Source organism: Acidimicrobiales bacterium, from assembly GCA_041394185.1.
GTDB lineage: Bacteria > Actinomycetota > Acidimicrobiia > Acidimicrobiales > Poriferisodalaceae > JAAETH01.
Map to the genome: position 1 here is coordinate 50,319 of JAWKIQ010000005.1, position 23,912 is coordinate 74,230.

The 23,912-nt window shown below is 64.7% G+C and carries 22 protein-coding genes; 7 read left to right on the plus strand and 15 right to left on the minus strand.

Annotation, left to right across the window (positions count from 1 at the left end; translation table 11 throughout):
* Nucleotide 1: 1 nt before the first annotated feature.
* The 6 genes from fbaA to R2770_20385 all read right to left on the minus strand — a co-directional run bounded on the left by fbaA (nt 2) and on the right by R2770_20385 (nt 7,835).
* The gene (gene fbaA / locus R2770_20360; protein ID MEZ5282818.1) at nt 2–1,072 is read right to left on the minus strand and encodes a class II fructose-bisphosphate aldolase; all 1,071 of its coding nucleotides are present in this window, start codon (nt 1,070–1,072) and stop codon (nt 2–4) included.
* A 12-nt stretch (nt 1,073–1,084) separates the two neighbouring features.
* Nucleotides 1,085–1,480 carry a VOC family protein gene (locus tag R2770_20365; protein MEZ5282819.1) on the minus strand — a complete coding sequence of 132 codons (396 nt, stop codon included), beginning with the start codon at nt 1,478–1,480 and terminating at the stop codon, nt 1,085–1,087.
* Between the two features lie 25 nt (nt 1,481–1,505).
* Nucleotides 1,506–2,516, minus strand: a complete 1,011-nt coding sequence (locus tag R2770_20370; GenBank protein ID MEZ5282820.1) for an HNH endonuclease signature motif containing protein — start codon at nt 2,514–2,516, stop codon at nt 1,506–1,508.
* Between the two features lie 318 nt (nt 2,517–2,834).
* Nucleotides 2,835–3,449, minus strand: coding sequence for a histidine phosphatase family protein (locus R2770_20375; protein MEZ5282821.1), 615 nt, complete (start codon nt 3,447–3,449; stop codon nt 2,835–2,837).
* Between the two features lie 10 nt (nt 3,450–3,459).
* Entirely contained in the window at nt 3,460–6,309 is a 2,850-nt protein-coding gene (locus R2770_20380) for a molybdopterin-dependent oxidoreductase (GenBank protein MEZ5282822.1), read from the minus strand.
* Nucleotides 6,310–6,317: 8 nt separating this feature from the next.
* Complete coding sequence (locus R2770_20385) at nt 6,318–7,835, minus strand: 4Fe-4S dicluster domain-containing protein (protein ID MEZ5282823.1); 1,518 nt, start codon at nt 7,833–7,835, stop codon at nt 6,318–6,320.
* Between the two features lie 87 nt (nt 7,836–7,922).
* Between R2770_20385 and R2770_20390 the strand changes: the two genes are divergently transcribed.
* The 7 genes from R2770_20390 (at nt 7,923) to R2770_20420 (ending at nt 15,968) form a co-directional block, all read left to right on the plus strand.
* Entirely contained in the window at nt 7,923–8,813 is an 891-nt protein-coding gene (locus R2770_20390) for a PfkB family carbohydrate kinase (GenBank protein ID MEZ5282824.1), read from the plus strand.
* A gap of 59 nt (nt 8,814–8,872) precedes the next feature.
* A complete protein-coding gene (locus R2770_20395) occupies nt 8,873–9,874 on the plus strand; it encodes a hypothetical protein (GenBank protein MEZ5282825.1) in 1,002 nt (333 codons plus the stop codon).
* A 62-nt stretch (nt 9,875–9,936) separates the two neighbouring features.
* Nucleotides 9,937–10,101: a hypothetical protein gene (locus R2770_20400; GenBank protein MEZ5282826.1), complete on the plus strand. Its 165-nt coding sequence runs from the start codon at nt 9,937–9,939 to the stop codon at nt 10,099–10,101.
* Entirely contained in the window at nt 10,098–11,483 is a 1,386-nt protein-coding gene (locus R2770_20405; GenBank protein ID MEZ5282827.1) for a glycosyltransferase family 2 protein, read from the plus strand. The genes R2770_20400 and R2770_20405 overlap by 4 nt, the downstream gene beginning before the upstream one ends.
* Before the next feature lie 32 nt (nt 11,484–11,515).
* On the plus strand, nt 11,516–13,165 hold the full coding sequence (locus tag R2770_20410) for a DUF2334 domain-containing protein (GenBank protein MEZ5282828.1): 1,650 nt from the start codon (nt 11,516–11,518) through the stop codon (nt 13,163–13,165).
* A complete protein-coding gene (gene wecB, locus R2770_20415) occupies nt 13,162–14,286 on the plus strand; it encodes a UDP-N-acetylglucosamine 2-epimerase (non-hydrolyzing) (protein ID MEZ5282829.1) in 1,125 nt (374 codons plus the stop codon). The genes R2770_20410 and wecB overlap by 4 nt, the downstream gene beginning before the upstream one ends.
* Complete coding sequence (locus R2770_20420; protein ID MEZ5282830.1) at nt 14,283–15,968, plus strand: DUF2334 domain-containing protein; 1,686 nt, start codon at nt 14,283–14,285, stop codon at nt 15,966–15,968. Before wecB ends, R2770_20420 begins: the two co-directional genes overlap by 4 nt.
* Nucleotides 15,969–16,029: 61 nt before the next feature.
* Here R2770_20420 and R2770_20425 read toward each other — a convergent pair whose 3' ends face one another.
* From R2770_20425 to R2770_20465, 9 genes are all read right to left on the minus strand, one after another.
* Entirely contained in the window at nt 16,030–16,461 is a 432-nt protein-coding gene (locus tag R2770_20425) for a hypothetical protein (GenBank protein ID MEZ5282831.1), read from the minus strand.
* Between the two features lie 6 nt (nt 16,462–16,467).
* Nucleotides 16,468–16,830 (minus strand): response regulator, encoded by a 363-nt coding sequence (locus tag R2770_20430; GenBank protein ID MEZ5282832.1) that lies wholly within the window; start codon nt 16,828–16,830, stop codon nt 16,468–16,470.
* 103 nt (nt 16,831–16,933) lie between these two features.
* Entirely contained in the window at nt 16,934–17,944 is a 1,011-nt protein-coding gene (locus tag R2770_20435; protein MEZ5282833.1) for a CheB methylesterase domain-containing protein, read from the minus strand.
* Between the two features lie 26 nt (nt 17,945–17,970).
* Nucleotides 17,971–19,443, minus strand: coding sequence for a methyl-accepting chemotaxis protein (locus R2770_20440; protein ID MEZ5282834.1), 1,473 nt, complete (start codon nt 19,441–19,443; stop codon nt 17,971–17,973).
* Between the two features lie 16 nt (nt 19,444–19,459).
* The gene (locus R2770_20445; protein MEZ5282835.1) at nt 19,460–19,951 is read right to left on the minus strand and encodes a chemotaxis protein CheX; all 492 of its coding nucleotides are present in this window, start codon (nt 19,949–19,951) and stop codon (nt 19,460–19,462) included.
* Nucleotides 19,948–20,793, minus strand: a complete 846-nt coding sequence (locus R2770_20450; protein ID MEZ5282836.1) for a protein-glutamate O-methyltransferase CheR — start codon at nt 20,791–20,793, stop codon at nt 19,948–19,950. Before R2770_20450 ends, R2770_20445 begins: the two co-directional genes overlap by 4 nt.
* A gap of 1 nt (nt 20,794) precedes the next feature.
* Nucleotides 20,795–21,232 carry a response regulator gene (locus tag R2770_20455; protein ID MEZ5282837.1) on the minus strand — a complete coding sequence of 146 codons (438 nt, stop codon included), beginning with the start codon at nt 21,230–21,232 and terminating at the stop codon, nt 20,795–20,797.
* Nucleotides 21,229–21,699, minus strand: coding sequence for a chemotaxis protein CheW (locus R2770_20460; protein MEZ5282838.1), 471 nt, complete (start codon nt 21,697–21,699; stop codon nt 21,229–21,231). Before R2770_20460 ends, R2770_20455 begins: the two co-directional genes overlap by 4 nt.
* On the minus strand, nt 21,699–23,912 hold the full coding sequence (locus tag R2770_20465) for a chemotaxis protein CheA (GenBank protein MEZ5282839.1): 2,214 nt from the start codon (nt 23,910–23,912) through the stop codon (nt 21,699–21,701). Before R2770_20465 ends, R2770_20460 begins: the two co-directional genes overlap by 1 nt.

The window sequence follows — 23,912 nt, forward strand, 5'->3', positions numbered from 1 at the left end:
CTCAGCCCAGGGTGTTGATGTTGTTCAGCTCGGCGAAGGCCTGCTCGAGCCTGGCCACAAACGACTCCTCGCCCTTGCGGAGCCACACACGCGGGTCGTACTTCTTCTTGTTGGGTGCGTCGGGCCCTTCGGGGTTTCCGATCTGGCCCTGCAGGTAGTCGTGGTTCTCGGCCTCGTAGGCCCGAATGCCGTCCCAGAACGCCCACTGCAGGTCGGTGTCGATGTTCATCTTGACCACGCCGTGAGAGATGGCCTCGGCGATCTCTTGGGCGGACGAGCCCGACCCGCCGTGGAACACGAAGTTCACCGGGTTGGGCCCGGTGCCGTGCTTGTCTTCGATGAAACGCTGGGCGTCGCCCAAGATGCTGGGGGTCAACACGACGTTGCCCGGCTTGTACACACCGTGCACGTTGCCGAACGCTGCGGCGATCGTGAACCGGTCGCTGACCTCTGACAGTCGCTCGTAGGCGTATGCGACCTCTTCGGGCTTGGAGTAGAGGTCCTCGGGGCGCACGCCCGAGTTGTCGACCCCGTCTTCCTCGCCACCGGTGATTCCCAGCTCGATCTCGAGGGTCATGCCCATCCTCGACATACGCCGCAGGTACTCGACGCAGATGTCGATGTTCTCCTCGAGCGGCTCTTCGGAAAGGTCGAGCATGTGCGAGCTGAACAGCGGCTCGCCTGCGGCTTCGAAATAGTCCTCGCCGGCGTCGAGCATGCCGTCGATCCACGGAAGCAGCTTCTTGGCTGCATGATCGGTGTGCAGTATCACCCTTGCGTCATAGTGCTCGGCCAGGCTGCGAACGTGATATGCGCCGGCGATCGAGCCCAACACCGAAGCCCTGATGTCGCTGCCCAGCCCCTTGCCGGCGACGAACGCTCCCCCGCCGTTGGAGAACTGGATGATCACCGGTGCGTTGACCTTGGCCGCCGTCTCCATCACCGAGTTCATCGAGTTCGAACCGATGCAGTTGGCCGCCGGGATCGCGAACCCCTCGGATTTGGCCAAGGCGAAGACCTCGCTGACGGCATCGCCTGTGAGTACACCCGCGGGGAACTGGTTTGAATCCATCGGCTCAGAGTATTAGTTCGGCGGGCCCAGCAGGTCCCATCGGTTGCCCTCGAGGTCGACGAACACTGCGACTTCGCCGTAGGGCTCTGAGCGGGGTTCGGTGACGAACCGCACGCCGTGTTCGACCATGCGGGTGTAGGCGGCTTCGAAGTCGTCGACGCGCAGGAACAGGCCCACGCGACCAGCGAATTGTCGGCCAATCGCCTGGGATTGCTCGTCGCCGTCGGCCCGGGCCAGCAGCAGTCCGGTCGATGCGTCCGGTGGCCGGACCACGACCCACCGCTTGGGACGCCCGTCGTTGGTGGTCGATGGCGAGTCTTCCACCAGTTCGAAACCGAGCGCCTGAACGAAGAAGTCGATGGCGGCGTCGTAGTCGGCGACGATCAGGGCCGCTAGTTCGATGTTCACCAGACGACCATAGAACTGTTTGGCTTCAGCCGTCTTTGTGGTGTTTGCGGTGGCAGGGTGTGCAGAGGGTTTGGAGTTGGTCGGTTCGGGTGTGGCCGGTTTGTGCGTGTGGGGTTGTGTGGTGGAGGTTGGGTAGGTGGGTGGTTCCGCATTGGGTGCATGCGGGTTGTTCGGTTTGGGTGGTGCGTTTCTGGCGGATGGTTGGTCGCCGTCTGGCGTCTGACGCGTTGACCGGTTTGCTGTTGGTGTCGTGGACGATGAGACGAACGGCTGCCTGGTCGAGAAGGCCTGCGACGGTCGAGTCGGTGAGTGGTGTTCCGTCGGGGAACCGGCAGCCGGTGTGATCGACATGTATGAGGACCTCGAACCGGTGTTGGCTGTTGGTGGTGACTAGTTCGGTTAGGGCGTCTGCTCTTTGCTGAGCCAGCGATGGCCAGGTGCCGTCGGGTTCGCGTTGCATGGTGCGGCGCATCACCTGTGCCTCGACGGCACGTTCGAGCACGCCGGCTTGTAGGGGTGGGAGTCGCAGACTGGTTGAGACGGTGCCGTCTGGTTCGGTGCGGGTGCGCATGGCGCGGGTGCGGCGGTGGCGGTTGTCGATGATGGTGTGGGGTTCGTGTTGTTGTGACCAGCGGGCGAATGCTTTGGCGATGTCTGCTGCTGGTGTGGTGCGTGCGATAGCCAACAGTTCGGTTTCGTTGGCCGGTGTGGCCATAGAAACGAGGGCTCGCACCTTCGCATAAGACAACTGGCCGCCTTTGAACGCAACCGCGGTTGCGTCAAGAACGCGCAGAGCGCGGCCGATTCGGATCCAGTCGCGCACCGTGGACGCGCAGGCGTCGAGGCGGGGCGCCAACCAGTGCGCGGCCGATGGTTCTCCGTCTGCGATCCACACCGGCCCATCAGCAAACTCCGCGCACCCGACAACAAGCCGATAGTGGGCCTGGGTGATACGGCGGCCGGTTTCGATCAGCAGGTCGGCTTCCCGACGACAAACGTCGAGTTCTTGTGTCGTGTAGATCACTGGTTCCACCATGAATGTTCCCCTCTTTGTTCCCGCCTCACCCCAACGGGTCGAACAGGCTTTCGATCTGTGATCGAAAGCCTACTGAAGGGGTGGGACAGTCTCTATTGATAAAGAAACATCACAGCGTGTGTCAGTACTGACACGACCAGTAGCCACCACGCGTCCGCGGCGACATCGACCCGACCGCGGTCACGCTCAAGGCCCGGCACCCCGCGGCGTCTGCCCGGCCCACTAGGCCTCTGGGCGACCCACGTCGCACCGTTCAGGCTCGAAGTCGATCGAGCAGTGGTAGCAGTACCCGTGCCAGAGGGCTGGCGATGACGACGGCTAACCGGGGCCGGGAAGTTGATCGCCCAGGCGGTGGTTGAGCACCTTCAGCACCCGGTCTTCTCGGTGAAACGACAGCCAGCTGACCGTGGCGGTGGCCAGCTTGAAACGCCGACCCTCGATGGCCGCCAGACCGAGCCACCTGGCGATCAGCACGGCCAGGCTGTGCCCGTGTGCGAACACGATGTCGACACCCGACCCCCGCTCGGGCGCGGTGGCCGGATCGAGTAGATCGTCGATGAACGCATCGATGCGACGCCCGACATCGTCGACCGACTCGCCTGCCCCGTCGTGGCTGCTCCAGATCGTCCAGCCCGGAACCTCGCGGCGAATCTCCGACGTGCGCCTGCCTTCGAAGATGCCGTAGTCCCATTCGACCAGCCGATCGTCGACGAAGGTCGGGGCGTCGACCGCTGCCAACTCGGCCGTTTCGCGCGCCCGGCTGAGCGGGCTGGTGTAGCACCGGTCGATGTACCAACCGCCCAGCATCTTGCCGGCCGCTGCCGCGTGCTGGCGCCCGAGGTCGGTCAGTGGAATGTCGGTGCGGCCGGTGTGTTTGCCCGCAGTCGCCCATTGGGTCTCGCCATGGCGGACCACCAGCAACTCGCGGGTCACGGCGACCGGCTCAGCCTTCGAGCTTGTACGCCGCGGCCACCGGCTTCATCGGTCTGGCGTACCACAGGGGCCGCCTCAGCCCGTGAGGGCCCGGTGCCGGGCGGGTCTTGTCGAGCCAGTCGAGATAAGCCTCGCGGGCCTTGGCGGTGTCGACCGAGACATCGCCATACTCGTCGCCCGGCTGGGCCGGGGTCACGTGCACCCGCTGATGCCAGCACTGCATGCCGCTGATGGGGTCGGGTTGCACCGCAAACGTCAGGTTCTGATGCACGCCGGTGTCGTTCCACCAGATGCGGTTGGTATCTGGGTCAGCCGAGTCGTAGCTGTTGATGCCCTTGGTTCGCTTGAGGTTCCACTGGGTGCCGTCGTTGGTGATCTTGGCCAGGCCTGCACCCCAGGAACGGGCCTTCTCCTCCTCCAGACGCCAGCGCCCCATGTGGTGCGAAGCTGCGACGACGCCGGGTCGGATGCCCTCGGTGCGCCAGGCCTGGATGACGAAGTGGCCGATGCGGGTGGTGATGCGCACCAGCCCGCTCTCCTCGATGCCGAGCTTCTCGGCATCCTCTGGATGAATCCACAATGGGTGACGGTGGCTGATCTCGTTGAGCCACTTCGAGTTGGCCGACCGGGTGTGGATGAGGGTCGGAATCCGGAACGTCGGCAACAAGATGCGCTCGGTGCCCGCCAGATCGAGCTCTTCCCAGTGAACATGGCTGGGTATCCACTTGGGCGTGGCGTATTCGGGCCAGCCCCACTCCTTGAGCGTGGTCGAGAACAACTCGAGCTTCTTCGAGGGCGTTGGGAAACCCTCTTTGAGCTCGCCATCGATCTCGACGGCCGGTGAACCGTCGCCCAATGGGGCCAGCGCTGTGTTGGCGAAGGCCTCGTCTGAACCATCGAACATGCCGATGGTGCCCGGCTTGCGGTAGACCCCCAGATCGTCCTTCACACAACCCTCGACCGCGGCCGCGTCGACCGGCTTCTCGTAGGGTTCGTAGACCTCGCCGGGTACCTCGAACGCAGCACGGTCGCGCATGAACTCGAGCGGCGTCTGGCCTGCAGCGGCGGCGGCCTCTGGCAGGCCGGGCACCTCTTCTTCGAACATCAGGCCGTAGTACTCGTCGATGGGCATGACGTTGCCTGGGTTGGCGCGGCTCTCGAAATGCTTACGGATGCCCATGGACCCGTCGGGGTCGATACGCCACGACAGGTCGAGCCAGAACTCGTTCTCTTCCCACACCTCGCCGGGGTTGAAGTCATAAACGCGAGAGTTGTCGTCGACACTCTCGCCCTTGATCTGGGCGTAACGGCGCATGACCGGCTGACGGAAACCGATCCAGCGCGAGGCGTGCGTCTCGAAGCTGGCGATGTCGTGACGCTCTGAACCCACGCCCATGGGCAGCACGTAGTCGGCGAACCAGGCGGTCTCGCTCCACGTCGGTGTCAACGCCACGTGACAGTTGACCTTGGCTTCGTCCTTCAGCGCCTCGAGCCAGGTGAACCCGTCGGGGTTGGTCCAGATCGGGTTGTAGACGCGGGTGAAATAGACGTCGAGCTTGCCGCGGCCCTCGTTCAGGAAATGGGGCAACAGGATCGACATCTCGTGGTAGGCCAGCGGGTATTCCTGCGGCCACGACATCTCGTTCCAGTGCTCGATGTCTTGTTTGCCCAGGGGGGCGTGGGGCTTGAACTTGTTCCAGCCGTTGCCGGCGGTGCCGCCGACCGTGGCCACAGAACCAGTCAGTACGTTCAGGAAGAACAGGGTGCGAGCCACCTGCCAGCCGCCCAGGTTGCCGGCGCCGGCGGCGCGCCAGTTGTGGGTGGCCAGCTTGGTGGGGTGGGCCCCGATGATGTCGGCGATCTCGCGAATGGTCGCCGCATCTACCCCGCAGATCCGCTCCGCCTCTTCTGGGGTGTAATAGGAGTACTCGTCGAGCAGGGCCTGGCGCATAGAGGCGAACTCGACCGGCAGGTCGGGCCTGGTCTCGCGCAGATAGGTCTCCCAGTTGGTCCAGCGCTCGACGAAGCGCTTGTTCCACGTGTCGTTCTGGATCAGCAATCTGGCGATGGCCAGGCACAGGAACGCCTCGGTTCCGGGCCAGGTGGGCAACCAGTAGTCGGCCTTCGAGCCGGTGTTCGACAGGCGCGGATCGGCGACGATGACCTTGGCGCCCTTTTGCTGAGCCTCGATGATGCGCTGGGCGTGCGGGTTGAAATAGTGGCCGGTCTCGAGGTGGCTCGAGATCAAGAAGATGACCTCGGCGTTGGCGTAGTCGGACGACGGGCGATCGTGCCCCATCCAGCTCTGGTAGCCGATGCGGGCGTTGGACGAGCAGATGTTGGTGTGGCTGTTGTGGCCATCGACGCCCCAGCCGGCCAGAACCCGCTCGGTGTAGCCATCTTCGCCCGGGCGGCCCACGTGGTACATGACCTCGTCGCGGCGATCCTCGGCGATGGCGGTGCGGATACGGCCCGCTATGTCGTCGAGGGCTTCGTCCCACGACACCCTCTGCCACTGGCCACTGCCGCGCTCGCCCACTCGGCGCATCGGGTACAAGATGCGCTCGGGGTCGTGCACCTGGTTGACGGTTGCAGGGCCCTTCGCACAGTTGCGGCCGCGAGAGGCGGGATGCTCGGGGTTGCCCTCGAACTTGGTGACCTGGCCGGTCTCTTGGTCGATGTATGCCACGAGGCCACACGCGGCCTCGCAGTTGAAACAGGTGGTGGGCACCAGGGTGTACTTACGCTCGACCCGCTTGGGCCACTGCTTGGCGTCGAGTTCGGTCCAGTCGTGCCAACGTTCGTGGGGCGGGAAGTTCGACAGCCCGGCGTTGACGTTGCGATAGTTCGAGTCGGTCATCGTGTCCCCTAGCTCAACGGCACGGACTGGCCGGCGCGGACGTAGCTGTCTTCGTATGCCCACATGCCGGCCAAGGCCGACACTCCGGCGATGGCTCCCAGCACGGGATTGGAGATGTCGGCTGCCACCAGGAACACCAGGACACACAGCGGGGCGAGCATCCCGAGGCCCACGCCGGTCCAGAACTTGCCCATGTATGCGCCCCTGGTCATGGCGTGCACGGCCATCTCGACATGGCGGGTGTGTTTGCCCGACAGCTCTGCGAACAGCACGAGGGCCATGGCAGCGATGCCGCCCAGGGTGACCCAGCGGACCGCAGCGACCTCGGGCAGGTCCATGAACAGGTCGAGGATCAGGAAGGTCGCCCCACCGGCGGTGGCCGCCTGGGCCAGCAGCATCGGCAACAGCAGCTCGCTCTGCCACAGGTCGCGGCCCTCGCACTGGGCGAACAGATAGGCGGTATACCCGGCGGTCGCCGCGGCCAGCACGGCGGCCGGCACGGCCAACAGCTTCAGCACGCCACCCGAATCGGCAAGGCCTGCGATCCACCAGAGCGCCATCACGGCTGCGTAGGCGCCCAGAATGTATGCACCCTTGACCAACCAGCTGCTCGAATTGCCCTTGGTGATGAGGAAATAGAAGCGCTCGGGCCGCTTGAGGTCGGCGATCAGCAGCACACCCGTGACGGCCAGGAACGCCCCACCGATCATCGGGGGCACCACGCCCACAGCGGCCTGCTCGCCCGAATGACCCATCAGCACCATCAGCGCGGCGACCAACATGACACCGGCGGCTATGGCCTTGGTGACGAGGTAGCCAGACACCTTGCCCTTCCAGGTGAGGGGGTGCGAGCCGGTGGTGTAGGTGGTGCGGGCGATCACACCGGCGTCGATGTGAGGCGGCGTGGGATGGTTGGGTGTGGTGTCGGCCCAGATCAGCCCGTCGGCGGGGATTCGGCTGCGCAGCGGGTCGAGGGCAGCCTGGTTGGCACCCCGGTAGTACACCTTGGGGTTGGTGTTCTGCTCTGGGGAGCGAACGGCCACGTCCTCACGGCCGATGATCTTGCGGGCTTCGTTGTCGACGTCGTCGAAGTCGATGACCTTGATCGAGTGGGTCGGACACACGACCACACACGCCGGCTCGAGACCCACCTCGACCCGGTGGTTGCAGAAGTTGCACTTGTTGGCGACATTGGTCTCGGGGTTGATGTAGATGGCGTCGTAAGGGCAGGCGTTCATGCAGCCCTTGCACCCGATGCACAGAGCGGTGTCGAAGTCGACCACGCCGTTGTCGGTGCGATGCAGAGCCGACGTCGGGCAGATGGTCATGCATGGTGCGTCATCGCAATGATTGCAACGCATGACCGTGAAATGCCTGGCCGTGCTGGGGAACTCGCCGGTTTCCACATACTTGAGCCAGGTTCTGTTGACCCCCAGCGGAACATCGTGCTCGCTCTTACATGCGACGGTGCAGGCATGGCAGCCAATGCAGCCGTCGCTGTCGAGCAGGAACCCCAGTTTCGTCATGCAGCATCTCCCGGCACGAGCAAATCACGAATGTACGGTCAAATACCTATGGGCGCAAGCCAGACCCGGGAAACTACTGTGACGCCGATGATCATCTGTGCAGGTGAAGCCCTTATCGACATTGCCAGGTCTGGCACGGCCCATCCTGGTGGTGGCCCGATGAACACGGCCGTGGCTGCGGCCAGGCTCGGCGCCCCGGCGGCGTTTCTGGGCAAGGTGTCGACGGACTCGTACGGGGAGATCATCTGGCAGCACCTCGTCGACTCGGGGGTCGACACCACGCTCACGCAGCGTGGGCCCGAGCCGACCTGCCTGGCCATCGTCGAGGGTGACCCGCCGGTGTTCACCTTCCAGGGGCAGGGCACGGCAGACACAGCCCTCGACCGGCCCGACATGGGCGCGGTCGGGCCCGGCCCCCACATCCTGCACGGTGGCACGCTGGGCCTGTTCCGGCGGCCTGGCGCAGCGGTTCTGGCAGAGGTGGCAGCGACGCATCAGGGGCTCGTTTCGCTGGACCCCAACGTTCGGCCGCAGATAATCGGCTCGGGCGGCCGATCGGACTGGAGCACCTGGTTTCGCCGGTGGTTGCCCCATGTGGCTGTGATGCGAGCGTCGGACGCCGACCTCGACTGGATCTGGCCCGGCACCGGCCACGATGCGATCGCACGCGACCTGTTCGACCGCGGCGTGTGCTGCCTGATAGTGACCACAGCGCAAGGGGCCACCGCATACACCCCGGCAGGCAACACCACCGCCGCGTCGCAGCGTGTCGATGTGGTCGACACGGTGGGGGCGGGTGACTCGTTCTGCGGCGGGTATCTGACCCGGCTGCACGAGCTGGGCGTCGCCACCCGCGACGCAGCGGCCGGAGTAGACCTCGACACATGGCGCGACATCCTCGACTTCGCCGGACGGGTGGCGGCGGTTACGGTTCAGCGCGTCGGGGCCGATCCACCACGCCGTGCAGAGGTCGTGTGAGGCCGACGGGCAAAGCGCCAAGCCGACGAAACGGCCTCGGCCGCTGGATTCTGATGTGCGTGTCGATGATGGTGCTGACGGCTTGTTCGGGCGAGCAACAGCAGCAGGCACTGCCACAGCCATCGCCACAGCCGGTGATGGGCATCAGCTACCCGGTGTGGGCCGCCGACGGATACGACCGGCCCGAGAATGCCGTACACGTCGCCCAGATCGCAGACATCGGAGCCAACTGGATATCGCTGACGATCACCTGGTACCAGGACGAGCTCGGCTCTTCGTGCCCGGCGCCCGGACCCCAGACCGTTTCGCTCGAGGGCATCGAGCGGGTCGCAGCGCTGGCGCGCAGCGCTGGGCTCGAGGTCGCTATCAAGCCGATGGTCGACCTGCCGGACGACACCTATCGAGGCGAAATCGAACCCGACGATGTCGAGCAGTGGTTCGACTGTTACGCGACGCTCATGGGTGAGGTGGCCCAGGTGGGTGATCGCAGCGGGGCCGGAATGATCATCGTGGGCACCGAGCTGATCTCGCTGGAACGACACGAGCAGAACTGGCGAGCGCTCATCGCCCAGCTTCGCGACGAGTTCGCCGGAACGCTGACGTACTCGGCCAACTACACCGACCTCGACACCATCGGGTTCTGGGATGACCTCGACTTCATCGGGGTCAGCGCCTATTGGCCCCTCGCCGATCGCCCTACCGACGATGTGGACTTGCTGGTGGCCGGCTGGCAGCCGCATGTGCAAGCGCTCGAGGCGATGGCGCGCTCATGGGACCGCGAGATCCTGCTGACAGAGGTCGGCTATCGAAGCGTGCACGGTGCCGTGGTGGCCCCATGGGATTGGCAGAGTGACCTCGAAGCCGATCAGGCAGAGCAGGCTGCGGCGTTCGAGGCGACCCGCGCCGCGTGGTCCGGTTCGCAACACTTCGCCGGCTTGCTGGTGTGGGCATGGGACGACCTGTCCGACGCTGGAGACGACCAGGCAACCGACTACACGCCGCGGGCAAAAGTGGCCGAGTTGGTTATCTACAACTGGTTTTCAGACACTCTCAGTGGCTGAAGGGGCTATTTACACCGACCGAACGTGGTGACTAGTGTCGCGCCACGGAGGTCGCCGCACCCATGTACTCCGCCAGCTTCTTCGCCTCTGCGGGCATCCTCGCCATGCAGTGGGCTCCCAGCTTCTCGTTCGCCGAATCTGTTCCTACCTGGCTGTTGGCCCCGATCGTCGTGATCTCGGGCTACGCGGTGCTGTATCGGAGACACGCGCGGCAGGCCGAGCTATGACTTCGCCGGCGTGGTTGGCCGTTCTGGCGGTCGGCCTGGTGGGACCCATATATGCCATCGCCATGGCTCTGGTATTCAGGCCCAGGGCGCCGCGAAGGCCCGATCAGCGCGCACCGGTCACGGTGGTGTGCCTGGTTCCGTGCCTCGACGAGGGCCTGGTGGTCGTGCAGACCGTGAGGTCGCTGGTGTCGCTGGGACCAGACGTCAGGGTGCTGGTGATCGACGACGCGTCCACCGACGGCACCGCCGAGATGGTCGAGTCGCTCGGCCATCCGAGGGTGTTTCTGTATCGGCGCCACGCGCCCAACGCTCGCACCGGCAAGGGCGACGCGCTCAACGCCGGATACGGGGCCGTGAACGCTGCCGTCAGCGCCGAGGGAATCGACCCCCAGTCGGTCGTGGTCGCCGTGTTCGACGCAGACAGCGAGGTCGACGGGGCAACCCTCGACGCGGTGAAGGCATGGTTCAGCGATCCCCAAATCGGAGCCGTGCAGATTGCGGTGCGCATCTCTAACCGGTTCAGGTCTTGGCTGGCCCGGATGCAAGACGTCGAGTTCGCGGGTTATGCCCGAATCTTCCAGGGTGGCCGCAACTACATCGGCAGCACGGGCCTGGGCGGCAACGGACAGTTCACCCGGCTGGTGGCGTTGCGAGAACTGGGCGCTGCACCCTGGAGCGACTGCCTGACCGAAGACCTCGACCTGGGTCTGAGGATGGGCATCAACGGCTGGCGGTCGGTGTTCGACGAAACCGTCGCCGTCCACCAGCAGGGGCTGCACGACGGTCGACGCCTGCTGAGGCAACGAACCCGGTGGTTCCAGGGCCATCTGCAGTGTTGGTCGTCGCTGCCCGCCATCTGGCGCTCGGGGCAACGCCTGCGGGCCAAGGTCGACCTGACTATCCACCTGCTGTTCCCGGCCGCGATGTTGTTGATATCGATTCCTATCCTGGCTGCGGCCGCCGCGATGTTCAGGAGCTTCGCTCTGGAACCGTCGGCCAGTGCCGCTGCAATGACGGCCGGACCCATAGTGCCCTGGTGGTACCTGGCCGGGTTCCTGGCCACACCGCTGATCGCCACCGCCTATTGGCGCACAGAGCCTGAGATCGGCTTTTGGAAGGGTCTGGTAGCGGCTCACGCATACGGGTTGTTCACGTGGGTCTGGTTCTTCGCGGGGTGGCGAGCGGTGTATCGCCACGCGCTGGGACGGGCTGGTTGGGCCAAGACGGTACGCACCCAGGAGGCCCCAGCAGACGACAGCGACGAGATTGGCCCGGGCCCGATGTTCGGATCAAAGTCCAATGTGGTGGTGTTCCGCGATCGCGAGAGCGGCTACGGCGAGTCGACCCCAGAAGACGACGATGAGACACGGCGGATCGCGTGAGCGCATCCGCCAAATCGGACAGAGCGGATCGCGTGAGCGCATCCGCCAAATCGAGCAGGTCGAACGGGTCGCCGGTTGCGATGTTGATGCTGGTGGCCGCTGTGGTGCTTGCTGTGTTGTTCGGCAGGGCCGCTTTCGCTCAGCCGTTGCCCGGTAGGGCCGCAGTGCCCGTCGGTAGCCCCTTTTCGACCGTACGAGAGCCTTTGCCCTCGGGCCGCACTGTCGCAGCGCCCGACCTCGAGGTTCTAGTTGCCTGGGATGCTGCAGACGACAACGCGACCGCCGAGTTGTACGCAGTGATGGCAGGGAACCTGGCCGGCAACGTGGCCCAGGTCCGGTATCTGGACGCCGCCTATGTGACAGCGGACGACGTGGCCGCTTCCGACCTGGCGATCTATGTGAACTCAGATCCGAAGGCGCCGGTGTCGGTGGCGCTGGTCCGGTCGATCGCCAACGGCCACCCGACGCTGTGGCTGGGTGACAATCTCGACCAGATCGAGGCGCTGGCCCCCGACTTCTTCGACTCGCTCGGCTGGGCGTCGACCGCCGCCGTGGCTGCACCGTCGGCGGTGAGGTACAAGAACGTCGACCTGCCGCGCGACGCCCGGGCCGGCGATCTGGTTGGCCTCGAGGTCGGCGCGGCCACCGAGGTTCTGGCCACGGTCAGCTCGGCCGACGGGTCGGAGATGCCTTATGCCGTGGTCAGAGACAACCTGACATGGTTGGCCGAGGTGCCCTTTTCGTACACCACCGAGGCCGATCGTGGGTTGGTGCTGGCCGATCGGATACTGGCCGTGGCCGACCCGGATAGGCCAGAACGCCACCGTGCGATGGTGCGGCTCGAAGACGTCGGCCCATGGGCCGACCCAGAGGCTCTGGTCGACATCGCCGACGCGCTGGCCGAGCGCGGGGTGCCGTTCTCGGTTGCCGTCTATCCCGTCTGGATGGATCCGCTGGGCCACTACGACAACGGCACGGGTATACGCCTGGCCGATCGTCCCGAGGTGGTCGAGGCTCTGCAACACATCGAAGCATCGGGCGGAACCCTCTTGATGCACGGCATAACCCACCAGTTGGGTGAGGCGCCCAACCCTTACGACGGGGTGTCTGGCGAGGACTTCGAGTTCTACGTGACCCACATCGATGCCAACGACGACGTTGTCTACGACGGGCCTCCGGCTCAAGCCGACGAAGCCTGGATAACCGACCGCATCGCCTGGGGGTTTGCCGAGTTCGCCGCTGCCGGGTTGGACGCGCCGACCATCTTCGAGTTCCCTCACTATGCAGCGCACTGGGTCGGCTACCAGACGATCGCCGACGCGTTCGACGCCCGGTACGAACGCACGATGTACTTCGGCGGCTTGTTGTCGGGCCAGCCGTTGAGTTCGGTTCACGACGACCAGTGGCTGCCGTTCCCCGTCGTCGACTTCTACGGCGAGCTGGTGTTGCCCGAGAACATGGGTAACTACATAGAGGTCGGATACAACAACAACGACTCCCGCAGCGCCGCAGACCTGATCGACAACGCAGAGCGAGTCGCGGTGGTTAGCGACTCGGTGTCGTCGATGTTCTTCCACCCCTACCTGGACCCCGCTCCCCTGCTGGAGGTCGTCGACACGCTGATCGCACGGGGGTTCGAGTTCGTCGGCCCGCACGACCTGATCCAGGAGTTTGGACGATGAAGGTGATGGTCGTCATCGGAACCCGACCCGAGGCCATCAAGATGGCGCCGGTGGCTCTCGAGTTGGCCAAACGCGGGGTCGACCACGTCGTCTGCCTCACCGGCCAACACCGCGAGCTGGTGCGCCAGGTGCTGCAGAGGTTCGACGTCGAACCGCACATCGATCTGGACCTGATGACGCCCGGGCAGACCGTCGCCGGAGTGGCGCATCGAGTCATCAAGGCCATGGACGAGGTGATCGCTGTCTCGAAGCCCGACTGGGTGCTGGTGCAGGGCGACACCACCACCGTGGCCGCAGCTGCCCTGTGCGCCGCGTGGAACGAGGTTGCTGTAGGCCACGTCGAGGCCGGTTTGCGGTCGGGCGACCGCAAACAGCCGTGGCCAGAAGAGATCAACCGAATCGTTGCCGGTCACGTCGCCGACCGTCACTTCGCACCAACCGTCGGGGCCCGCGATGCTTTGCTTCGCGAAGGAATCGATCCGGCCCAGATCGTGCTGTCGGGCAACACCGTGATCGACGCTCTGGAAATCCAGAGGATGAACGACCTTGGGCCGAACTCGGTGGTGGCCCGGGTTCCCGAGACTTCACAGCTGTTGCTGGTGACGGCACATCGGCGCGAGAGCTTCGGCAAGCCTCTCCGCGACGCGCTCGGCGCGGTAGCGAGGTTGGCGGCGACGCGGCCCGACCTGTGCGTCGTGTACCCGGTCCACCCCAACCCAAATGTCGGAGCGGTCGCGACCGAGCTGTTGGGCGGTCTCGACAACGTGTTGCTGGTCGACCCGGTCGATCACACCGAGATGGTCGCTTTGCTGGAGCGCGCCACTGTGGCACTCACCGACTCGGGTGGCATACAGGAAGAGGCGCCGGCACTGGGCACGCCCGTGCTGGTGATGCGCGAGGTGACCGAGCGGCCCGAGGCCATCGCGGCCGGGGCGGCGCGGCTGGTGGGCACCGACACGGCCACCATCGTCGAACAGGTCAGCCTGTTGCTCGACGACACAAACGCCCACGCGGCGATGAGTATCGGCGCCAGCCCCTATGGCGACGGACACGCGTCGCGCCGCATCGTTGCCTCGCTGTTGGGCGAGCCAACCGACGAGTTCGACTGCGAGCGTCGATGAAACGATCGACGGCCATAGTCGTGGTCTTGGCAGCCGCCATCGCAGCGCTGGGATTGCGCACGATCGATTCGCAGCCCACCCGCTCTGCCGAGCCCACACGCATCGCGGTCGCGTCGTTCGAAGAGACCACTACCACCACGGTGCCCGTTGGCGATAGCTACCAGCTGCCCGACAACCGCCATGCCTCCTTTCCAGACGGTCCGGCGACGCTGGTTGTGTACAGCGAGGCCGGCGAGTTCGGCTACGTGGGCGAGGGCGAGGCGATAATGACCGCCAACCTCTTGGGAGCCTTCGGTCCTTCGACGCGCATCGCTGCCGGCGCCTACCAGCCAGGGCAGCTCGACGAGTTCGACGCGCTGGCGGTTGTGTCGTCGGTCGTTGGCCAGCGATTCCCGGATTCACTCTTGGACGACATAGCTTCCAGCGATGTTCCGCTGATCTGGATGGGTCCAGGGCTGGACCAGCTGTTCGTCAGGCATCCCCAGCTCAGCGCCGATCAGCAGCTGGCCGTCGAGGCACCTGTCGTCGAGTCGCCCACAACGGTCGTGTACCGGGGCGTCGAGCTGACCCTGCCCTCCGATGCCACCGAAGTGTTGGCCACCCTCAAACCGGCCGGCGCCTCGGCCCAGGTCGTGGCCACAGCGGTACTGGCAGACGGCACGACCACACCGTGGGCGGTTCGTACGCCGAGGATCCTCGCCTTGGCCGATGCACCCTTCGCGTACCACGACGACAACATGTCTTACCTGGTGTTGGCCGACCAGATGCAGGATCTGTTCGACCCCGACCGGCTCACGAGGCACCGGGCGATGGTTCGTCTGGAAGACATCGGCCCGGCCGAGAACCCCGAGATGCTGATGGCAATCGCCGATGTACTGGCGCAGCGAGACATACCGTTCTCGATGGCCGTGTACCCGGTGTGGCGTGACCCTGCCGAGGTCTGGGACTACGGCATGGAGTTGCGTCTGGCCGATTCGCCCGACGTCGTGGAGGCCATCAGGTATGCGCAGTCACGGGGCGGCACCGTCATACTGCACGGCTACACCCACCAGCGCGGCTCTACGCCCAACCCCTACGACGGAACATCTGGCGCCGACTACGAGTTCTTCTCGGCCCATCTCGACGAAAACGACTACGTGGTCGAGGACGGGCCCTTCCCCGACGAGATGGTTGAGTCGACACGCCTGCGCATCCAGTCGGCCATGATCGAGATGCTCGAAGCCGGCTTCGACGAGCCAACCGTGTTCGAGTTCCCCCACTACGCGGCGGCCCAGGCCGACTACCAGGCTCTGGCCCCGATGTTCGACGCCCGTTTCGAACGGTCGCTGTACTACCTCAGCAACGCCGCCGAACTGCCGGGGGGCAACGGCTGGCTGAACCAATGGTTCCCGTACCCCGTGGTCGACACCTACGCAGAACTGGTGCTGCCCGAGAACCTCGGCAACGTCGAACCTGCGCCGTTCAACCAGCATCCGGCGACGCTGCCGTCGGAGATCGTGGCCAACGCCAGACTGCAGATGGTGGTCGAGGACAATCTGGCGGCGTTCTTCTATCACCCGTTCTTCGGGCCCGACATGTTGGCCGAGGTGCTCGACGGAATGCTCGACCTGGGTTACGAATTCGTCGACGTGCCCACGGTGCTGAGCGAATGGAACACCCGCTACGACCTGCCCGAGCGATGACGCGAAAATGCCCCGCCCAGTGGGCGGGGCATGACGGTCTGGTGCACTTGCAAGTCGGTCGTCAGACGGTGGCGAAAGCGATCTTTCCTTCGCCGTAGGAGCCCACCTTCACCGCATAGACGGCGCTTTCGTACCCGGGCCATTCGGCATGGCCGTCAGATCCGGGGACCAGGCGAATGTGGACGGGGTTGATGTTGTTGATCAACCCTGAGACAACGTTGATGACCTCGCGATAGAACTCGCTCAGCTCTTCGTCCTGCTCGTCGCTGGCCCTCGACGCGGGCATCATCGCAAGCGCTGCACCCAGGCCGTTGGCGAGCGAACGTTCGGTTGCCACGACGCACTGAACCGCATCGTGATCGTCGATGAACTCGTACACGTTGCCGGCGATCACACCGGTGTCGATGTCGGTGCTGAGGCTGACGACGATGTCTTGCCCGGCGGCCAGGTCGGCCAGCCACTTCTGGATTTCGTGAGGAGCGGGATAGTCCATGTCAGATCATCCGAGGGTCGAGCCGAGCGCATCTTGAAGCGACTCGGGGGTGAACGGTTTGGTCACAAAGAATGCGGCACCAGCGGTGGAAGCCCTGGCGCGCATGGCGTCGGTCGACTCCGAGGTGACGAAGCCGATCTTGACGTCGAGGTTCTCGGCCTTGGCCACCTCGAGCATCTCGATGCCGGTCATGTTCGGCATGTTCCAGTCGACCAGGGCCACGTCGTAGCGCCCGGTGCGCAGCTGTTCCAGACCAGCCAGGCCATCTTCGGCCTCTTCGACCTCCAGGCCTCCGAAGCCGGCCTGCCTCAGACCGCGTCGGACGAGCTTTCGCATGACCGAGCTGTCGTCGATGATGAGCACGTTCACTGTTCGACCTCCGCGTATGAGTGGTGCACGGGAATCCATCGGAACGTCAGCGCCGAATTGTTAGCAATCGCGATGCGCTTGGGTTCGAATCTGCACAGGTATTTCAAACGCGCGAAGCCCGGCCCACTCGATCGCCGACGAAGCGCCCGATCTTGCCCAGAGCCAAGACCTCGTCGGCCAGGCCGGCGCGCACGACGGCGCCCGGCATACCCCAGACCGCACTCGACTTCTGGTCTTGGGCTATCACCAGCGAACCGGCCTCGTACAGCATCCGCGATCCCTCGAGCCCGTCCGTGCCCATGCCGGTGAGCATCACTGCAATGGCCCGATTGCCGTAGTTCCTGGCGGTCGATTCGAACAACTCGTCGACCGAGGGCCTACACCCCTGGCGGGGCTCGGTGACGGTCAGCGAGACCCGACCAGCAGCATTGTCGATCCGCATGTGTTTGCCCTCGGGCGCCATGACCACCGGCCCGGGACGAGCGACGATCCCCGGCCCGGCCACCACCACCTGGCGACCCGAACCGTTGGTCAGGACACGCGCCAGCTGGTTGGCGGCACCAGGTGTATCGGCGACGTGCTGCGCTATGGCGACGGGCACGGGCATGCGCTCGGGCAGTGCGGCTAGAAACGTGACGAGGGCCTCGGGCCCACCGGTCGACGCTCCAACCACCACGATCGAAGGGTTCTTCGCGCGTTCTGGGCGGTCGCGAGAAGAAGCGACAGGCTTTGGCTGCATCCTCTCGCCCAGCGCTTTGCGGTCGGGCGGGACCCGAAACATGATGCGCAGTTCGCGATCTCTTGACTGCTCGTCGAACACCCTGTGCACGGCGATGCCAGCCCGCCGCAGGTTCCGAGCGTTCGGCGGGGCGACGGTGGCCATGACAACCACACGCGCCACGCCGGAAACCGCCGTCTCGATGACCAGCTGCGAGTCGCGGCCAGAAGCCACGACGACGTCGGTCACCAGGATGTCCGCCCGCTTGCCGATTCTCGACAACAACGGACGGGCTTGGCTGTCCGAGTCGATCAGCTCGAGACCAGGGGTCTTGTCGACGAACGCTCGAACCGCCTCACGGCATGGCTCGGATGCGATTGCTGCTGCGACCTTCAAGGCGACTGCGACCTGCTCTCACACCGTCAGGCGTTGACTGATACCTCATCATCGGCACGGCGCTCGCCCGAGTTCAGGTGCTTTATGCCGACGAAGCTACGCATGTTGGCCGCCACGGCCGAAACGGCATCGGTGCGGGCCCTGGTGCCGCCTGCGGTCATGGCCGCACGCTCGGCGACGCCGGATGCATCCTTGACCCGGTGCGACAGGCTCTCGACCTCGTCGACGACCAAGGCGACGATCGAGCCGATCTCGCCGGTGGTGATGTGCTGCTCTTCGACCGCAGCCGAAACCGACTGCTGCAGGTCCGAGATCTTCTCGATGACCTGCGAGATGCGGTCGATGGCCTTCACCGATTCGGCGGTGTCGGTCTGAATCGCACCGATACGAGCCGAGATACGCTCGGTCGCGGCGCTGGTCTGCTTGGCCAGTTCCTTGACCTCGTTGGCCACCACGGCAAAACCCTTGCCCGCCTCGCCGGCCCTGGCGGCTTCGATGGTGGCGTTCAGCGCCAGCAGGTTGGTCTGCTCGGCGATGGACGTGATGACCTCGAGAACCTCACCTATCTCGGCAGAAGAATCGCCAAGCTTCGCGACGGTCTCGTTGGTGACCCGTGTCCAGTCGACGGCATCGCTGGCAACCGAGGAGACCTCGGCCGAGCTGGTGGCGATGTTGCGGATAGCACCGGTCATGTCGTCGATCGAGCTGGTGAGCTGTCCGATGTTGCCGGCTGCCGACTCGCTGGAGGCGGCGATGAACAGAAGCTCTTCTCGGGTGGCGTCCGACTGGTCGACCAGCTCTTCACCCGCCTTGCGCAGGTCAACCGACGCCTCGTCCAAAGCGGCGATCTCGCCGCTGAACCGGCGGCGCAACACGAACATCGTGGTCGCTCCCAGGCCTATGATCACGGCGATCGAAGCCAGCGAGGCCAGCAACAGCGCCTGCATCACGTCACTGCGAGCCGATTCGCTAGCAGCGTCGAACTGGGCCGAGAAACCCTCGACGTCGTCCAACAGCGAGTCGATCTCGGCCTTGAATTGAAGCGAAATACCCTGGAGGGTCGGCGCTGCGGCCAACATCGCTTCCTGGTCGCCAGCTTCGGCTGCCGGAACCAGCACATCACCGAACGTGGCATCGTGAACAACGTCGATCTCCATGATGCGCTCGACGGCGTCGGCCAGCTCGAGTTCTTCGGCCATGGGGCGCTCGAGCGCCAGATCCCATTGAGCGAATGCCCTGCCCGCCGATTCCTCGAACTGTTCTGCGAGGGCAACGTCGCCGGTGATCGCCAGCTCGGCCTGAATGGCTCGCTGGCCCGTCATCTCTTCTTGAATGACCAGCAGGTCCTTCTTCAAGGCCTCGAGCTGCTGCTGCTGAACGTGCGCTTCGTCGAGACCGTTGACGGTCGAACGAACGTAGAGACCGGTGGCCGTGACAACAACAAGCGCTATTGCGAAGCTGCCCACGATTACTTTCTTGATGCTGAGCTTGTCGATCATCTTTTCTGATCCTCTTTCAACTGCTCTCGGTTGTTGTCACGAGATCTTCACCGCTCCGGTGAGGAGCGTCTTGTTCGCCGGGGCGGAGCCTCGAGGAGAAAACCACCACATCTCCTCCAACATCGACCGCCACGATCGCGTTTTGAGACTGCGGCTCACATCCGCTGCACCGCTCGATCAGTTCTGGAAGCCCGATGAAGGTTCGGCCGTCCAGCAGAGCCCTGGCGTTGCCACCGACGATGTTCGCCAGTTCGCCTATACCGTCGGCTATGTCGCGTTCGGACAGATCGTCGAGGTCCAACCCGAACACCGCCTTGGCGATCACGGCAGCGCCCTTGCGGCCGGCGCATGCCCGTATCTCGCCGTTCCAGCTGCCGTTGATGCGCACGCGCATCGAATAGACCTGGGTTGTGTCGCGCTCTGGGGTGTCGACCGGGTTGAACTCGAGACCCAGCTGCACCTCCCACACCTGGGACACGATCTCGCGAAGTGTGTCGTTGGTGATCACCTGACCTCCGCTCCGATCGCGGGTCTCGCCACAGGCGACTTGCGCAGGAAGGTGGCGTTGCCGATCCGCTCGGGAGAAAGCCCGCTCTCGAATCCGTACCTGACCTCGGCAGATCCCAGTAGCAGCAGGCCGTTGGGCACAATCGCCCTGCCGACGTGGCCAAGCACCTGCCTGATCACGGGCGGCTCGAAATAGAAGATGACGTTGCGCAACAACACCAGGTCGAAGCGCCCCAGCGCACCCGCCGGCGTCAACAGGTTGTGATGGGTGAACCTGACCATCTGGCGGATCGCCGGGTTGGGACGCCACTCGATGCCAGAACGCTCGAAGTACTTGGTCAGCATCTCGGCCGGAAGGCCGCGATTGACCTCGGTCTGGGTATAGACCGACGCCTCGGCCTTGGCGACCGTGGCCCTCGACACGTCGGTGCCGACGATCTCGACTCGGTGGGCGAGGCCGGGCACGTGTTCTGCGATGGTCAGGGCGACGCTGTATGCCTCCTGGCCGGTGCTGCAGCCAGCCGACCAGATACGCACCTTGTCGCGTCGAGCCTCGGCCAGCTCGGGCAAGATCGTTTGCGCCATTGCCCTAAAGGGCGTCAGGTCCCGCATCCAGCTCGTCTCGTGAGTCGACAGATGGTCGATGACGCGCTCGGCTACGGGACCGAACTCGTTGCGGCGAACGGTCTCGACCACCTCCTGAGGAGACGCCAAACCCAGTTCGAGCCTGAGATCGCCGATGCGCTGATCGACGAGGTAGGTCTTGGTCGGGTCGATCCTGATGCCGGTTCGAGCTTCGACCAGCTCGCGGATGAACTGCTGGTCGGCCAGCGAAAGCTTCACCTCAAGCCTCCACCATGGCCTCTGGGTCGGCGATCTCGAAGCCGAGCAGCTCGAGCTTTGAGGCCAACATCGCTGCGTCGAACGGCTTCATCAGATAGTCGTCGGCGCCCGCCTCGAGCGCCTCTCCCATGCGATCGGGCGCTGTCTCCGACGACACCATCAGCACCGGCACGTCGGCGAATCGGCGATCTTCACGGATGCGCCGGATGAGCTCTACCCCGCTCATCGTCGGCATCGTCCAGTCCACTAGCAACAGACTGACGGCGCCAAGCGAGTCGAGCAGGTCCATGGCCGCGAAACCGTCGCCGGCCTCCAATGCCCGGAACCCACAGCGGTTGAGGCTGCGGGCCAACAGCAAGCGCATCGCCCGCGAGTCGTCGACCACGAGCGCAACGCCAGGATCGAGTCTGGTCTGAGGCTCTTCGAACCACGGGCTCATAGGGTTGCTCCGATCCGTAGAACGGCATCGATATCGAGCGCCAACAGCAGTGCGCCCTCAAGCTTGTATGCGCCCGAGATCAGCTCTCGCACCTGGACCGTGGCGGTCTCGGGCGGGGGTTCGAACGTGGAAGGGTCGACGTCGATCACGTCGTCGATCGCGTCGACCAGCAGGCTTATCGACTCGCCCATGTGGCGGACAACGAGGTGTGCGCCGCCTTGCTCAGAACCGTCGCCGGCCAATTCCAGGCGACGCTTCAGGTCGATCGTCGTTGTGATCTGACCGCGAAGATTCAAAAGCCCACGCACGGCTGCATGAGCGAGGGGAACCGTCGTGATACCGCGGTTGCGCAGTACCTCTTGCACGTCGTCCACCTGAACGCCCAGCCACAGATCGGCCACCCTGAACGTGCACATGCGCCTGGCTTGTGACGCCACGCCGGCCGCGGCTTCGAGGGTCGTATCCATCACCAGCCTCCTCCGGTCGCAGCCATCGGCATCGACCGCGAGACCAATTCGGCAACATCGAGTTGTTCGGTGACGCGGCCGTCGATGACATCCATCCCGTCGTGCTCGCCGAAGGTGGCACGCGAGACGATGTCGAGGATTCCGCACACCACCAGTCCGACTTCGCGACCGTGATGGCGATAGACGACCACCTCGATCTGCGACTCACCACGCATTCGCCAGTCGGCCATGCCGAGCGCGGTGCCGACGTCGATGATGTCCAGAAGCTCGCCCCGGTACTGCACGACGTCCTGGTAACCGACCTGCTCGACCTGGTGTGAGCCGAAGCGCTCGAGCCGTGCAACATCGGACAACGAGATCGCGACGCGACGGTCTTCGCCCACGTCCAACAACAACAGTGTCTCGCCCTGGCCCGACGCCTGCGTCTGCGACGAATCGGCATTGTCGGCCGTGCCCGAACGTGTGGCGACATCGGGTTCGATCTCGCGGGTGATCACATGGGCGGCCTGGGCCAGACCCATGACGTCAATGATCATGGCGATGCTTCCATCGCCCAGAATCGTTGCTCCCGAATAGTGAGGGATGTCCTGCAGCAGTCGCCCTAGCGGCTTTACGACGATCTCCTGGGTCTCGCTGATCTCGTCGACCACCAGACCGAACTCGTGCTCGTCGGCCTGCAGGACGACGATGTTGGTAACACCCTGTTCGGCCAGCGGTGGCAGCCCCAGCTGTTCGCGCAGATGCACGATCGGCAGGAGGCGATCTCGCAGGCGATACACGGGCGAGCCATGCACCGACTCGATCCGCCCCGATCTGCTCGAGCCGTCGAGGCGAACCAGCTCGATCAGGCTCAGCTGTGGGATGACGAAACAGTTGCCGGCGCAGCCGATCGCCAACGCCGGCACTATGGCCAGGGTCAGCGGAATCTTGAACCTGAATGCGGTTCCCTGGCCGGTCCTGGTGCGAACCTCGACCGAGCCGCCGATCTTCTCGATGCTGGTCTTGACCACGTCCATGCCCACGCCGCGACCAGACACGTTCGACACTGTCTTGGCCGTCGAGAACCCCGGCAGAAAGATCAGGTTGGCGACCTCGTTGTCGCTGAGCATCGCAGCCCGTTCGGCATCGACCAACCCGCGTTCGGTCGCCACCGCCCTGACCCGGTCCAGGTTCACGCCGCCGCCATCGTCGCTGACCTCGATGTTGACCTGGCCACCTTCGTGCCATGCCCTCATCGTCAGCACGCCCTCGGCCGACTTACCGGCGGCCAAACGGGTTTCCGGCGCCTCGATGCCGTGATCGACGGTATTTCTGATCACATGAACCATCGGGTCGCTGAGGGCCTCGATGATCGTCTTGTCCAGCTCTGTACCCTCGCCGATCATCTCGACCTTGACCTGCTTGCCGAGTTGCTTCGACAGGTCCCGGACGATGCGTGGGAGCTTGCGCCACACAGCGCTGATCGGCTGCATGCGGGTCTTCATCACGCCTTCTTGCAGCTCGCTGGTGATCAGGTTCAGCCGCTGGGCTGCGCCGTCGGACTGAGCGCCTTCACCGGCGTCGTCGTTGGCGAGAATCTGGTTGCGCACCAACACCAACTCGCCCACCAGGTTCATGAGCTGGTCCAGTAGTGCGACGTCGACCCTCAGGGTCGCCCCACCACCCGAGCGGACCTGGGTCGCAGCCGCGCTCTCGACCTGCTCGATGTCGGCCTTGCCTTGGTCGGACAAGATCTGGCCGATCGGCCGCTGGTCACCCAGCTGTTGTTCGGTGGCGGCGATTTCGACGTCGGTTCGGTCGGCCGCTCCGGCCTCGACCAACACGTCGCCGATGCGGGGCCGGGTCAGCACCTGATGGATCGCATCTGTCAGATCGTCGATGGCGAGGGTGTCATCCGACTCGGTCTGTTCGATGATCACGAACGCCGAACGCACTCGGTCGATCAGCTTCAGCAGCACGTCGATCGAGTCCGCACCGAGTTCGTGTTGGCCATCGCGTGCTGCGGTCAGGAGATTCTCGCCCGCGTGGCTCAGCTGCTCGAGTTGCCCGAACCCGAAGAACCCACAGGTGCCCTTCACCGTGTGGACGCTGCGAAAGACCCGCTCGATGGCCGAAGCATCAGCCGCGCCCCGCTCCAGGGCCAGCACGTCGTCGTCGATGGCGTCGAGCGCCTCTCTCGACTCGCTCAAGAAGTCGGCGACTATCTCATCCAT

Coding starts and splice junctions, on each gene's coding strand:
- fbaA (MEZ5282818.1), bottom strand. CDS start 1,072: ATGGATTCAAACCAGTTCCCCGCGGGTGTACTCACAGGCGATGCCGTC.
- R2770_20370 (MEZ5282820.1), bottom strand. CDS start 2,516: ATGGTGGAACCAGTGATCTACACGACACAAGAACTCGACGTTTGTCGT.
- R2770_20380 (MEZ5282822.1), bottom strand. CDS start 6,309: ATGACCGACTCGAACTATCGCAACGTCAACGCCGGGCTGTCGAACTTC.
- R2770_20385 (MEZ5282823.1), bottom strand. CDS start 7,835: ATGACGAAACTGGGGTTCCTGCTCGACAGCGACGGCTGCATTGGCTGC.
- R2770_20390 (MEZ5282824.1), top strand. CDS start 7,923: ATGATCATCTGTGCAGGTGAAGCCCTTATCGACATTGCCAGGTCTGGC.
- R2770_20400 (MEZ5282826.1), top strand. CDS start 9,937: ATGTACTCCGCCAGCTTCTTCGCCTCTGCGGGCATCCTCGCCATGCAG.
- R2770_20405 (MEZ5282827.1), top strand. CDS start 10,098: ATGACTTCGCCGGCGTGGTTGGCCGTTCTGGCGGTCGGCCTGGTGGGA.
- wecB (MEZ5282829.1), top strand. CDS start 13,162: ATGAAGGTGATGGTCGTCATCGGAACCCGACCCGAGGCCATCAAGATG.
- R2770_20420 (MEZ5282830.1), top strand. CDS start 14,283: ATGAAACGATCGACGGCCATAGTCGTGGTCTTGGCAGCCGCCATCGCA.
- R2770_20425 (MEZ5282831.1), bottom strand. CDS start 16,461: ATGGACTATCCCGCTCCTCACGAAATCCAGAAGTGGCTGGCCGACCTG.
- R2770_20440 (MEZ5282834.1), bottom strand. CDS start 19,443: ATGATCGACAAGCTCAGCATCAAGAAAGTAATCGTGGGCAGCTTCGCA.
- R2770_20455 (MEZ5282837.1), bottom strand. CDS start 21,232: ATGAGCCCGTGGTTCGAAGAGCCTCAGACCAGACTCGATCCTGGCGTT.
- R2770_20460 (MEZ5282838.1), bottom strand. CDS start 21,699: ATGGATACGACCCTCGAAGCCGCGGCCGGCGTGGCGTCACAAGCCAGG.
- R2770_20465 (MEZ5282839.1), bottom strand. CDS start 23,912: ATGGATGAGATAGTCGCCGACTTCTTGAGCGAGTCGAGAGAGGCGCTC.